Raw genomic sequence first — 12,318 nt, forward strand, 5'->3', positions numbered from 1 at the left:
ATGTACAAGCTCTTCTTCCGGCTGGTCTTCAAGCGGATGGACCCCGAGCAGGCCCACTACGCCGCCTTCCGCTGGATCCGCCTCGCCGCCCGGATCCCCGTCCTGCGCACCTTCGTCGCCGCCGCCCTCGCCCCGCGCTTCAGGGAGCTGCGCACCGAGGCCCTCGGCCTGCGGATGCACGGTCCCTTCGGCCTCGCCGCCGGCTTCGACAAGAACGCCGTCGCGATCGACGGCATGGCGATGCTCGGCTTCGACCACGTCGAGATCGGCACCGTCACCGGCGAACCGCAGCCGGGCAACCCCAAGAAGCGCCTCTTCCGGCTGGTCGCGGACCGCGCGCTGATCAACCGCATGGGCTTCAACAACGAGGGCTCCGCCGCCGTCGCCGCCCGCCTGGCCGCCCGCAACCCGGTCTTCCGCACCACGGTCGGCGTCAACATCGGCAAGACCAAGGTCGTGCCCGAGGCCGAGGCCGCCGCCGACTACGTGAAGTCCACCGAGGCGCTGGCCGGCCACGCCGACTACCTGGTCGTCAACGTCTCCTCGCCCAACACCCCCGGCCTGCGCAACCTCCAGGCCACCGAGTCGCTGCGCCCGCTGCTCACCGCCGTGCGCGAGGCAGCCGACCGCACCGTCACCGACCGGCGCGTCCCCCTGCTCGTCAAGATCGCCCCGGACCTCGCGGACGAGGACGTCGACGCCGTCGCCGACCTCGCCGTGGAGCTGGGCCTGGACGGCATCATCGCCACCAACACCACCATCGCGCGGGAGGGCCTGGGCCTGAAGTCGGCCCCCGGCCTGGCGGGGGAGACCGGCGGACTGTCCGGCGCACCCCTCAAGGAGCGCTCGCTGGAGGTCCTGAGCCGTCTGTACGCCCGTGTGGGGGACCGGATCACGCTGGTGGGCGTCGGGGGCGTCGAGAACGCCGAGGACGCCTGGCAGCGCATCCTCGCCGGAGCCACCCTCGTCCAGGGCTACAGCGCCTTCATCTACGAAGGTCCCTTCTACGCCCGCGCGATCCACAAGGGCCTCGCCGCCCGGCTCGCCACCTCCCCGTACGCCACCCTCGCCGAGGCCGTCGGCGCCGAGACCCGGAAGAAGGCCGCCCTGTGACGCCCGGACCCTTCGGCGCCCGCCTGCGCCGTGCCATGGACACCCGCGGGCCGCTCTGCGTCGGCATCGACCCGCACGCCTCCCTGCTCACCTCCTGGGGCCTGAACGACGACATCGCCGGCCTGGAGCGCTTCACCCGGACCGTCGTGGAGGCGCTGGCCGACCGGGTCGCCGTCCTCAAGCCGCAGTCCGCGTTCTTCGAGCGCTTCGGCTCGCGCGGCGTCGCCGTCCTGGAGAAGGCCGTCGAGGAGGCACGCGCCGCCGGGGCGCTCGTCCTCATGGACGCCAAGCGCGGCGACATCGGCTCCACCATGGGCGCCTACGCGGCGACCTACCTGGACCAGGACTCCCCGCTCTTCTCCGACGCGGTCACGCTCTCCCCGTACCTGGGCTTCGGCTCGCTGCGCCCGGCGCTCGACGCGGCCGCCGTCTCCGGCGCGGGCGTCTTCGTCCTCGCCCTCACCTCCAACCCGGAGGGCGCCGAGGTCCAGCGGGCCACGGCGGCCGACGGCCGCTCGCTCGCCCAGCTGATGCTCGACCACATGGCCGCCGAGAACGCCGGGGCCCTCCCGCTCGGCTCGGTCGGCGCGGTGGTCGGCGCGACGCTCGGCGACGCCGGGGTGAACCTGGCGATCAACGGGCCGCTCCTCGCGCCCGGCATCGGCGCCCAGGGCGCGACCCCGGCGGATCTTCCGGCGGTGTTCGGCGATGCGGTGGGCAACGTGGTCCCCAGCGTGAGCCGGGGCGTGCTGCGCCACGGCCCGGACGTGTCCGGGCTGCGCGAAGCCGCCGAACGGTTCGCGGACGAGGTCCGCGGGGCCGTATCCGGCAGTTGACCCTGACACGTTTACAGCGTGTTGACGAAATACTGACGAGAAACCTGGTCGATATGTCGCGAAAATCCTGGTCGGCCACAGCTGACCAGGACTTTTCGTCTGTTCTCGCTGACTACAGCGGCCCTTGCCGCTAGTCTCCGTCGGGAGCGGCCGAACACCCTGTGTTCTCCGCTCACCAGGTGGGTGGCGTCCAGCTTCCCCACCGGTCCGTATCCGACAGATCGACATCCGAGGTGACGTAGGCGTGGCTCTTCCGCCCCTTACCCCTGAACAGCGCGCAGCCGCGCTCGAAAAGGCCGCCGCGGCTCGCCGGGAGCGGGCCGAGGTCAAGAATCGACTCAAGCACTCCGGCGCTTCCCTCCACGAGGTCATCAAGCAGGGCCAGGAGAACGACGTCATCGGGAAGATGAAGGTCTCCGCACTGCTCGAATCCCTGCCGGGCGTCGGCAAGGTCCGCGCCAAGCAGATCATGGAGCGTCTCGGCATCTCCGAGAGCCGCCGGGTCAGGGGTCTTGGCTCCAATCAGATCGCATCCCTGGAGCGTGAGTTCGGCGGCAGCCCCGCCTGACGTTCTCAGGCACTCCTGAGAGCGGGGATAATCGCCCCATGGCTGCAACATCCCGGGGGACGTCCCCCGTACCCCCGGACGTACGTCCGCGGCTGACCGTGCTCTCCGGCCCCTCAGGGGTCGGCAAGAGCACGGTCGTCGCTCATATGCGCACCGTGCACCCCGAGGTCTGGCTCTCCGTGTCGGCGACGACACGCAAGCCACGCCCCGGGGAGCGCGACGGCGTGCACTACTTCTTCGTGGACGACGAGGAGTTCGACAAGCTCGTCGCCAACGGCGAACTGCTGGAGTGGGCCGAGTTCGCGGGCAACCGCTACGGCACACCCCGGCGCGCCGTGCTCGACCGTCTGGAGGCCGGCGAACCGGTCCTGCTGGAGATCGACCTCCAGGGCGCCCGACTGGTCCGCCAGTCGATGTCCGACGCTCGTCTGGTCTTCCTGGCCCCGCCGAGCTGGGAGGAGCTGGTGCGCCGGCTCACCGGCCGGGGCACCGAGGCCCCCGAGGTCATCGAGCGCCGGCTCGCCGCAGCGAAGATCGAACTGGCCGCCGAGGCCGAGTTCGATACGACGCTCGTCAACACCTCCGTCGAGGACGTGGCGCGTGAGCTGCTAACGTTGATGCTTCAGGCCTAGATCTCCACGATCGTTCAGATCGCTTTGATCTTTGATCTACACCCCCTTCGGAAGGCAGAGAGTGTCCTCTTCCATCACCACGCCCGAGGGCATCATCAACCCGCCGATTGATGAGCTCCTCGAAGCCACCGACTCGAAGTACAGCCTGGTGATCTACGCGGCCAAGCGCGCCCGCCAGATCAACGCGTACTACTCGCAGCTCGGTGAAGGCCTCCTCGAGTACGTCGGTCCGCTCGTCGACACCCACGTGCACGAGAAGCCGCTCTCGATCGCACTCCGCGAGATCAACGCGGGCCTGCTGACCTCCGAGGCCATCGAGGGCCCCGCGCAGTAACGCAGGAGCACCACGGCACTTCACCTCAGGCCCGGCGGCCCGTCCGCCGGGCCTGAGGCGTGTCCGGGGCCGGATGAACCCGATCCGTGCGGTGAGGCAGCATGGGGCGCATACGTATGGGACGCATACGTTGCCTTACGTTGCCGAGTGCGGGGAGACGCAGTGGACAAGCCGAAGGTCGTCCTGGGGGTCAGTGGGGGCATCGCCGCCTACAAGGCGTGCGAGCTGCTGCGCCGGCTGACCGAGTCCGGCCATGACGTACGGGTCGTCCCGACCGCCGCGTCGCTGCACTTCGTCGGGGCCGCCACCTGGTCGGCGCTCTCCGGTCACCAGGTCTCCGACGAGGTCTGGCAGGACGTCCACGAGGTCCCGCACGTGCGGATCGGGCAGGGCGCCGACCTCGTGGTGGTCGCCCCGGCCACCGCGGACATGCTGGCCAAGGCCGCCCACGGGCTCGCCGACGACCTGCTCACCAACACGCTCCTGACCGCCCGCTGTCCGGTGGTCTTCGCCCCCGCGATGCACACCGAGATGTGGGAGCACCCGGCCACGCAGGAGAACGTCGCCACCCTGCGCCGCCGCGGAGCCGTGGTCATCGAGCCCGCCGTCGGGCGGCTCACCGGGGTCGACACCGGAAAGGGCCGGCTCCCCGACCCCGGCGAGATCTTCGAGGTCTGCCGCCGGGTGCTGGCGCGCGTCGCCGAGCCCGACCTCGCGGGTCGCCATGTGGTGATCAGCGCCGGCGGCACGCGTGAGCCGCTCGACCCCGTGCGCTTCCTCGGCAACCGCTCCTCCGGCAAGCAGGGGTACGCGCTGGCGCGCACCGCGGTGGCCCGGGGGGCGCGGGTCACGCTGATCGAGGCCAACACCGGGCTGCCCGACCCGGCCGGGGCCGATGTCCTCCGCGTCGGCACGGCCGTCCAGCTGCGCGAGGCCGTGCTGAAGGCCGCACCCGGCGCGGACGTCATCGTGATGGCGGCCGCGGTGGCCGACTTCCGTCCTGCCGCGTACGCCTCCGGCAAGATCAAGAAGAAGGACGGCGAGGAGGCGCCCGTCGTCCCCCTGGTCCGTAACCCCGACATCCTCGCCGAGGTCTCCGGCGAGCGGGCCCGCCCGGATCAGATCGTCGTCGGATTTGCCGCCGAGACCGACGACGTCCTGGCCAACGGCCGTGCGAAGCTCCGCCGCAAGGGCTGCGACCTCCTCGTGGTCAACGAGGTGGGGGAGCGCAGGACCTTCGGCTCGGAGGAGAACGAAGCGGTCGTCCTCGCCGCCGACGGCCAGGAGACGCCGGTGCCGTACGGCCCCAAGGAAGCGCTTGCCGACACGGTCTGGGATCTGGTTTCGGGCAGTTTCCGGCCGATTTCACAATCAACTCTCCGGGCGGACGAAAACGCCCCATAAGGCCTGAAACGTGGGCTGGGGAGGGTGGATTGTCCTACTGGTTCCCCGTGTGGCGCACATCACGAACCTCCCAAAGGGCGAGACACCTGCCCCGGTGGCCCGATGCGACCGATAAACTGGCCGACGGTACGCGCCGAGCGCAGCTCTCGGACGTGCCACCCATGATCAGCCAGCAGCCGCTGCAACCCCAGGGAGCGATGTGTCCCGCCGTCTCTTCACCTCGGAATCCGTCACCGAGGGTCACCCCGACAAGATCGCTGACCAGATCAGCGACACGATTCTCGACGCGCTCCTGCGCGAGGACCCCTCCTCGCGCGTCGCCGTCGAGACCTTGATCACCACCGGTCTGGTGCATGTCGCCGGCGAGGTCACCACCAAGGCCTACGCCGACATCCCCAACCTCGTGCGCAACAAGGTTCTGGAGATCGGTTACGACTCCTCCAAAAAGGGCTTCGACGGTGCTTCCTGTGGCGTCTCGGTGTCGATCGGCGCGCAGTCGCCGGACATCGCGCAGGGCGTCGACACCGCGTACGAGAAGCGGGTCGAGGGTGATGAGGACGAGCTCGACAAGCAGGGCGCGGGCGACCAGGGCCTGATGTTCGGCTACGCCTGCGACGAGACCCCGGAGCTGATGCCGCTCCCGATCCACATCGCCCACCGCCTCTCCCGCCGGCTGTCCGAGGTGCGCAAGAACGGGACCATCCCCTACCTGCGCCCCGACGGCAAGACGCAGGTCACCATCGAGTACGACGGTGACAAGGCGGTACGTCTGGACACGGTGGTCGTCTCATCGCAGCACGCCTCCGACATCGACCTGGACTCGCTGCTCGCGCCCGACATCCGCGAGTTCGTCGTCGAGCACGTCCTCGCACAGCTCGTCGAGGACGGCATCAAGCTGGACACCGAGGGCTACCGCCTCCTGGTGAACCCGACCGGCCGCTTCGAGATCGGCGGCCCGATGGGCGACGCCGGCCTGACCGGCCGCAAGATCATCATCGACACCTACGGCGGCATGGCCCGGCACGGCGGCGGCGCCTTCTCGGGCAAGGACCCGTCCAAGGTCGACCGCTCCGCCGCCTACGCGATGCGCTGGGTCGCCAAGAACGTGGTGGCCGCCGGTCTCGCCGCGCGCTGCGAGGTCCAGGTCGCGTACGCGATCGGCAAGGCCGAGCCCGTCGGTCTGTTCGTGGAGACCTTCGGCACCGCCGCGGTCGACACCGAGAAGATCGAGAACGCGATCGGCGAGGTCTTCGACCTCCGCCCGGCCGCGATCATCCGGGACCTCGACCTGCTCCGCCCGATCTACGCCCAGACCGCCGCCTACGGTCACTTCGGCCGTGAGCTGCCCGACTTCACCTGGGAGCGCACCGACCGCGTGGACGCCCTGCGCGCCGCCGCCGGCCTGTAGCGAGACCCGCCCGCGTACGACAGCGGGGCGGGCGTCATCGAGAACGACAGCGGGGCCCGGACACCGAACGCGGTGACCGGGCCCCGCTGCCGTGCCCCCGCCGCTGTCAGTGCTCTCTGGTAGGAATTCAGCTGTGAGCAGCGAGAACGAGCAGTCCGCCGAACCCGGTGCCGGGGCGCCGGAGCAGCTTGCGCTGATCCGGGAGACCGTGCGCCGGGCGAAGGTGCCGCGTGCCAAGCCGCGCACCTGGCGCGGCGCGGCCCTCGCCGAGGAGCTGCCCGTCGCCCGCGTCCTGGTCAACAAGGGCGTCCTCCACCTCGACCAGTACTTCGACTACGCGGTCCCCGAGGAGCTGGACGCCGACGCGCAGCCGGGCGTCCGGGTGCGGGTCCGGTTCGGGGCGGGAGCACGCAATATCCAGGGCGGGCGGCGCGAGGGCGGCGGGCTGATCGACGGTTTCATCGTCGAGCGCCGCGCCGACTCCGACTATCAGGGGGCGCTGGCCGCCCTCGCCTCCGTGGTCTCCCCGGAGCCGGTCCTCGGGCCCGACCTGCTCGCCCTCTGCCGCGCCGTCGCCGACCGGTACGCGGGCAGCCTCGCCGATGTCCTCCAGCTCGCCGTCCCGCCCCGCAACGGCCGCGCCGAGTCCAAGCCCTCCCCGGACCCGCTGCCCCCGCCCCCCGCCCCGGACCCGGGCACCTGGGAGCGGTACGGCCAGGGCCCGGCCTTCCTGCGCGCGCTGGCCGAGGGCGGCGCTCCCCGCGCGGTGTGGACTGCCCTGCCGGGCCCGCACTGGCCCGCCGAGATCGCCGGGGCCGTCGCCGCGACCCTCTCCTCCGGGCGCGGCGCGCTCGTCGTCGTCCCGGACGGACGGGCCGCCGGACGGGTCGACGCGGCCCTGACCGAGGCGCTCGGCGCCGGCCGGCACGCCCTGCTGACCGCCGACTCCGGCCCCGAGAAGCGCTACCGGCAGTGGCTCGCGGTGCGCCGGGGCTCGGTGCGGGCGGTCGTGGGGACCAGGGCCGCCATGTTCGCCCCCGTCCAGAACCTCGGCCTGGTCGTCGTCTGGGACGACGGGGACTCCAGCCACAGCGACGACAACGCCCCCTTCCCGCATGTCCGCGAGGTCCTGGAGCTGCGGTCGGCACAGGGCCGCTGCGGCTTCCTCCTCGGCGGGACCAGCTGCACGGTCGAGGCCGCCCAGCTCGTGGAGAGCGGCTGGGCGCTGCCGCTCCTCGCGGACCGCGAGCGGCTGCGCCGGGCCGCGCCCCTCATCCGTACGGTCGGGGACGGCGAGCTGGCCCGGGACGGCGCCGCCCGCACCGCCCGGCTGCCCAGCCTCGCCTGGGGGGCCGTGCGCGACGGTCTGCGCAGCGGTCCGGTGCTGGTCCAGGTGCCCCGCCGGGGTTACGCCCCCCGCCTCGCCTGCGAACGGTGCCGCACCCCCGCCCGCTGCCGGCACTGCGCGGGCCCTCTCCAGGCCCCGGACCAGCAGGATCTGAACTGTGCCTGGTGCGGGCGGGCCGAGCGGGCCTGGCACTGCGTGGAGTGCGGCTCCGCCCGGCTGCGCGCCCAGATCGTCGGCGCCCGCCGCACGGCGGAGGAGCTGGGCCGGGCTTTTCCCGCCGTGCCCGTCCGCACCTCGGGGCGCGACCACATCCTGGACGCGGTGCCGGACACCCCGGCCCTGGTCGTCTCCACGCCCGGCGCGGAGCCCGTCGCCGAAGGCGGCTACGCGGCGGCCCTGCTCCTGGACGGCTGGGCCATGCTGGGCCGGCCCGATCTGCGCGCGGGGGAGGAGGCGCTGCGCCGGTGGACGGCGGCGGGGGCGCTGGTGCGGGGCCAGGACGAGGGCGGCACGGTGGTGATCGTGGCCGAGCCGACGGAGCGCGCGGTGCAGGCGCTGGTCCGCTGGGACCCGGCGGGATTCGCCCGGCGGGAGCTGGCGGAGCGGGCCGAGCTGGGCTTCCCGCCGGTCTCCCGGATGGCCTCGGCGACCGGCCCGGCCGAGGCCCTGGCCGCGTTTCTCCGGACCGCCGGGCTGCCGGCGGAGGCCGAGATCCTGGGTCCGGTGCCGGTCCCGTCGGCCGAGCCGGGCAGACCCCGCCGACCGGGGGACGCCCCGCCGGGCGAGACCTGGGAGCGGGCCCTGATCCGGGTGGTCCCGGGGCGGGGGGCGGCGCTCGCCCGCGCCCTGAAGACGGCGCTCGCGGCCCGCATGGCCAAGGGGGCGACCGAACCGGTGCGCATCAGGATCGACCCGCCCGACATCGGCTGAGACCGCGGGGGAGGCCCCTGCGGGGGCCCTGGCTCCCGGACAGGCTCGGGGTCCCGGACAGGCTTGGGGCCCCGGACAGGGGGCTGCCCCGCCGTGCGACCGGCACGGTGGGGCAGAGGGGCGGCGTGCGGTCAGCCGTTGCGGGGGCCCGGGAAGGCGCCGGGACGCAGCTCCTCGCGGACCGGCCGGTCCGCGAGAGGCTGCGGCGGCATCGAGCGGGCCGCCGGGACCGAGGGCGCCGGGGAGCCGGACCCCCCGGCGGAGGAGCCGGCCAGCCCGCTCCCGACGGAGACCGTGCGTGGCACGGCCGCGGTCTCGCCGCCCGTCTCGGCGGTGGGCTGCGGCGTGGCCCGGCGCGTTCCGTAACGGCGGTGCACGGCCTGCTTGGTGACGCCGAGGGCGGAGCCCACCGCGTCCCAGGAGAAGCCCAGGGAGCGGTCGAAGTCCACCGCGGCCGTGACCAGCGTCTCGACGCTGTCCCGCAGTTCCTGCGCGAGGCGGACGGTGGGGGCCGGGGCCCTGCCGTAGACGACGAAGCCCGCGGAGGGGCCGGAGCGGCGCGGACGGTAGACGTTGCCCAGCTGGGCGGTGAGGGTGCGCAGCGCGTCCACCTGCCGCCGGACCCGCTCGATGTCCCGCACCAGAAGATGCAGACTGGCCCGCGCTTGGGCGTCGTGGGTTGCGTGGTCGGCCATGAAGAAGCCTCTCGAACCGGCGTTGAAAGGGATCGGGTCGCATCGGGGCGGCCCGCTTCGGTCAATCTCCTTTGACCAACGCCCGAGCCGGGTATGTGGTCACGCTATCGGGGCGTATGTGCATATGCACGGGGCGTGCACGGCGCGCGTACGCCCCCCGGTCGCCGCCCCCACGCAAGGGAGCCACCGGGCCCCGATCAGCGGCACCCCCCTAGGCCCTGTCGTCAGACTCCCGCCTGCCCCGCGGCGCCATGCACGCACTCTCGCCGCACCGGGCACACGCCCGAGTACGTCCAGTACGCGGACCTGCGCCCGGCACACCGAGAGCACGCACCTGACCCCGCGGGGCCGCCCTTCGGGCGACGGCGGGAGTTTGACGACAGGACCTAGACTGGTGTGCTGCTCGTCACCGTACGTCTTGGCCCGAGAGGCAGTCAGCCACCCATGAAGCTCGTCTTCGCCGGCACCCCCGAAGTCGCCGTCCCCGCACTGGACGCCCTGATCGCCTCCGGCCGCCACGAGGTGGCCGCCGTCGTGACCCGCCCGGACGCCCCCGCCGGGCGGGGCCGTCGGCTCGTCGCGAGTCCGGTGGCCGAGCGGGCCGAGGAGGCCGGGATCGAGGTGCTCAAGCCCGCGAAGCCCCGGGACGAGGAGTTCCTCGCCCGGTTGCGCGAGATCGCCCCTGACTGCTGCCCGGTCGTCGCCTACGGGGCCCTGCTGCCCAAGGCCGCCCTCGACGTGCCCGCCCGGGGCTGGGTCAACCTGCACTTCTCGCTGCTGCCCGCATGGCGGGGCGCGGCGCCGGTCCAGCACGCGGTGATGGCCGGGGACGAGGTGACCGGCGCGTCGACCTTCCTGATCGAAGAGGGGCTGGACTCCGGCCCCGTCTACGGGGTCCTCACCGAGGAGGTCCGCCCCACCGACACCAGCGGCGACCTGCTCACCCGGCTCGCCTTCGCGGGCGCCGGGCTGCTCGCCGCCACCATGGACGGCATCGAGGACGGCACGCTGCACGCCGTGCCCCAGCCGCCCGAGGGCGTCACCCTGGCCCCGAAGATCACCGTCGAGGACGCCCAGGTCCAGTGGTCCACGCCCGCCCTGCGGGTCGACCGGGTGGTGCGCGGCTGCACCCCGGCCCCCGGCGCCTGGACCCTGTTCCGTGGCGAGCGGCTCAAGCTGATCCAGGCCACGCCGGTCCTGGACCGCACCGACCTGGCCCCCGGCGAGCTGTCGGCCGCCAAGAACAACGTGTACGTGGGCACCGGATCGCACGCGGTCGAACTGCTCTGGGTCCAGCCGCAGGGCAAGAAGCCGATGAAGGGCGCCGACTGGGCGCGCGGCGTCCGCATCGTCCACGGCGAGCTGCTCGGCCTGTAGGGGGCCGCCCCAGGCGGCAGCGACGGCTCCGGGCGGCGTTCGCGGGCCCCGGGCTGCCGTTCGGGCGCCCGGGGACGGCGACGTACGCTGGGAGGGTTCGCACCTCTCACCATCAGCGGAGCACCTTTCACGTGAACGACCAGCCGCGTCGCCGTCCCGCCAAGCCCCACCGCCGTCCGCAGAAGGACCCGGTCCGTTTCCTCGCCTTCGAGGCGCTCCGGGCCGTGGACGAGCGTGACGCGTACGCCAACCTCGTGCTGCCCCCGCTGCTGAAGAAGGCCCGTGCCAAGGGCGACTTCGACGGCCGGGACGCGGCGCTGGCGACCGAGCTGGTCTACGGGACGCTCCGCCGCCAGGGCACGTACGACGCGATCGTGGCGGCCTGCATCGACCGGCCGCTGCGTGAGGTCGACCCGCCGGTCCTCGATGTCCTGAACATGGGCGTCCATCAGCTGCTCGGCACCCGTATCCCCACGCACGCGGCGGTCTCCGCCAGCGTGGAGCTGGCCCGGGTGGTGCTGGGGGAGGGGCGTGCGAAGTTCGTCAACGCGGTGCTGCGCAAGGTCACCGCGCACGACCTCGACGGCTGGGTGGAGAAGGTCGCCCCGCCGTACGACCAGGACGCCGAGGACCACCTCTCCGTCGTGCACTCGCACCCCCGCTGGATCGTCTCCGCCCTCTGGGACGCGCTGGGCGGAGGCCGGGCGGGCATCGAGGACCTGCTGGAAGCCGACAACGAACGGCCCGAGGTGACGCTGGCGGCCCGCCCCGGCCGTTCCACCACCGCTGAGCTGGCCGAGGCGCTCGGCGAGGACAACTCTCTGCCGGGCCGCTGGTCCCCGTACGCCGTCCGGATGGCCGAGGGCGGCGAGCCCGGCGCGCTGGAGGCGGTCCAGGAGGGCCGGGCGGGCGTCCAGGACGAGGGCAGCCAGCTCGTCGCCGCCGCCCTGGCCGCCGCACCCGTCGAGGGCCGCGACACCCGCTGGCTGGACGGCTGCGCGGGCCCCGGCGGCAAGGCCGCCCTGCTCGCAGCCCTCGCCGCCGGTCGGGGCGCCGCCCTGCTCGCCGCCGAGAAGCAGCCGCACCGCGCCCGGCTGGTCGAGCGGGCGCTCGCCGGCAACCCCGGCCCTTATCAGGTGATCACCGCTGACGGCACCCGCCCGCCGTGGCTGCCCGGCACGTTCGACCGGATCCTGATGGACGTTCCCTGCTCCGGCCTGGGTGCTCTACGGCGACGTCCGGAGTCCCGCTGGCGGCGTCGGGCCGAGGACCTGGAAGCCTTCGCCCCGCTCCAACGCGGCCTGCTGCGCGAGGCGTTGAAGGCCGTACGGGTCGGCGGCGTGGTCGGCTACGCGACCTGCTCGCCACATCTCGCGGAGACCCGTGTGGTGGTCGAGGACGTCCTCAAGGGCCGGGGCGGGGAGCCGGTGGAGGCGGAGTGGATCGACGCCCGCCCGCTGATGCCCGGGGTGCCGGCGCTGGGGGACGGCCCCGACGTCCAGCTGTGGCCGCATCTGCACGGCACGGACGCGATGTACCTGGCGCTGCTGCGCCGGACCGGCTGAATAGCACCGCGTCAGCGCGCCCGCTCGTACGGCAAAGGAACAGCAAAGCACTGGCAAAATGCGCAGAATGTGCGAAGTGTGATGGCCCTGTGAGGCTTCGGAGCGCAT

The 12,318-nt window shown here is 73.0% G+C and carries 11 protein-coding genes; 10 read left to right on the forward strand and 1 reads right to left on the reverse strand.

The window, feature by feature from the left end; translation table 11 throughout:
• The 8 genes from ACH4KB_RS21665 (at position 1) to ACH4KB_RS21700 (ending at position 8,573) form a co-directional block, all read left to right on the forward strand.
• A complete protein-coding gene (locus tag ACH4KB_RS21665) occupies positions 1-1,113 on the forward strand; it encodes a quinone-dependent dihydroorotate dehydrogenase (protein WP_398067508.1) in 1,113 nt (370 codons plus the stop codon).
• The gene (gene pyrF / locus ACH4KB_RS21670; protein ID WP_398067509.1) at positions 1,110-1,949 is read left to right on the forward strand and encodes an orotidine-5'-phosphate decarboxylase; all 840 of its coding nucleotides are present in this window, start codon (positions 1,110-1,112) and stop codon (positions 1,947-1,949) included. Before ACH4KB_RS21665 ends, pyrF begins: the two co-directional genes overlap by 4 nt.
• Positions 1,950-2,193: 244 nt before the next feature.
• Positions 2,194-2,517 carry an integration host factor gene (locus ACH4KB_RS21675; RefSeq protein WP_003970367.1) on the forward strand — a complete coding sequence of 108 codons (324 nt, stop codon included), beginning with the start codon at positions 2,194-2,196 and terminating at the stop codon, positions 2,515-2,517.
• Between the two features lie 38 nt (positions 2,518-2,555).
• Positions 2,556-3,149, forward strand: a complete 594-nt coding sequence (gene gmk / locus ACH4KB_RS21680; RefSeq protein WP_398067510.1) for a guanylate kinase — start codon at positions 2,556-2,558, stop codon at positions 3,147-3,149.
• Between the two features lie 61 nt (positions 3,150-3,210).
• Entirely contained in the window at positions 3,211-3,483 is a 273-nt protein-coding gene (rpoZ, locus tag ACH4KB_RS21685) for a DNA-directed RNA polymerase subunit omega (protein WP_003970369.1), read from the forward strand.
• A 162-nt stretch (positions 3,484-3,645) separates the two neighbouring features.
• The gene (gene coaBC, locus ACH4KB_RS21690) at positions 3,646-4,887 is read left to right on the forward strand and encodes a bifunctional phosphopantothenoylcysteine decarboxylase/phosphopantothenate--cysteine ligase CoaBC (protein ID WP_398067511.1); all 1,242 of its coding nucleotides are present in this window, start codon (positions 3,646-3,648) and stop codon (positions 4,885-4,887) included.
• 199 nt (positions 4,888-5,086) lie between these two features.
• Complete coding sequence (metK, locus tag ACH4KB_RS21695; protein ID WP_069737325.1) at positions 5,087-6,295, forward strand: methionine adenosyltransferase; 1,209 nt, start codon at positions 5,087-5,089, stop codon at positions 6,293-6,295.
• Between the two features lie 133 nt (positions 6,296-6,428).
• On the forward strand, positions 6,429-8,573 hold the full coding sequence (locus ACH4KB_RS21700; RefSeq protein WP_398067512.1) for a primosomal protein N': 2,145 nt from the start codon (positions 6,429-6,431) through the stop codon (positions 8,571-8,573).
• 131 nt (positions 8,574-8,704) lie between these two features.
• Here the strand turns inward: ACH4KB_RS21700 and ACH4KB_RS21705 are convergent, their stop codons facing one another.
• Complete coding sequence (locus ACH4KB_RS21705) at positions 8,705-9,268, reverse strand: hypothetical protein (protein WP_398067513.1); 564 nt, start codon at positions 9,266-9,268, stop codon at positions 8,705-8,707.
• Positions 9,269-9,712: 444 nt separating this feature from the next.
• Between ACH4KB_RS21705 and fmt the strand changes: the two genes are divergently transcribed.
• Positions 9,713-10,645: a methionyl-tRNA formyltransferase gene (gene fmt, locus ACH4KB_RS21710; RefSeq protein ID WP_398067514.1), complete on the forward strand. Its 933-nt coding sequence runs from the start codon at positions 9,713-9,715 to the stop codon at positions 10,643-10,645.
• A gap of 131 nt (positions 10,646-10,776) precedes the next feature.
• A complete protein-coding gene (locus ACH4KB_RS21715) occupies positions 10,777-12,210 on the forward strand; it encodes an RsmB/NOP family class I SAM-dependent RNA methyltransferase (protein ID WP_398067515.1) in 1,434 nt (477 codons plus the stop codon).
• Positions 12,211-12,318: the final 108 nt, after the last annotated feature.

Origin of the sequence: Streptomyces sp. NPDC017520 (genome assembly GCF_044329855.1) — a bacterium.
Taxonomy (GTDB): Bacteria; Actinomycetota; Actinomycetes; order Streptomycetales; family Streptomycetaceae; genus Streptomyces.

Coding starts and splice junctions, on each gene's coding strand:
- fmt (WP_398067514.1), top strand. CDS start 9,713: ATGAAGCTCGTCTTCGCCGGCACCCCCGAAGTCGCCGTCCCCGCACTG.
- ACH4KB_RS21705 (WP_398067513.1), bottom strand. CDS start 9,268: ATGGCCGACCACGCAACCCACGACGCCCAAGCGCGGGCCAGTCTGCAT.
- ACH4KB_RS21665 (WP_398067508.1), top strand. CDS start 1: ATGTACAAGCTCTTCTTCCGGCTGGTCTTCAAGCGGATGGACCCCGAG.
- gmk (WP_398067510.1), top strand. CDS start 2,556: ATGGCTGCAACATCCCGGGGGACGTCCCCCGTACCCCCGGACGTACGT.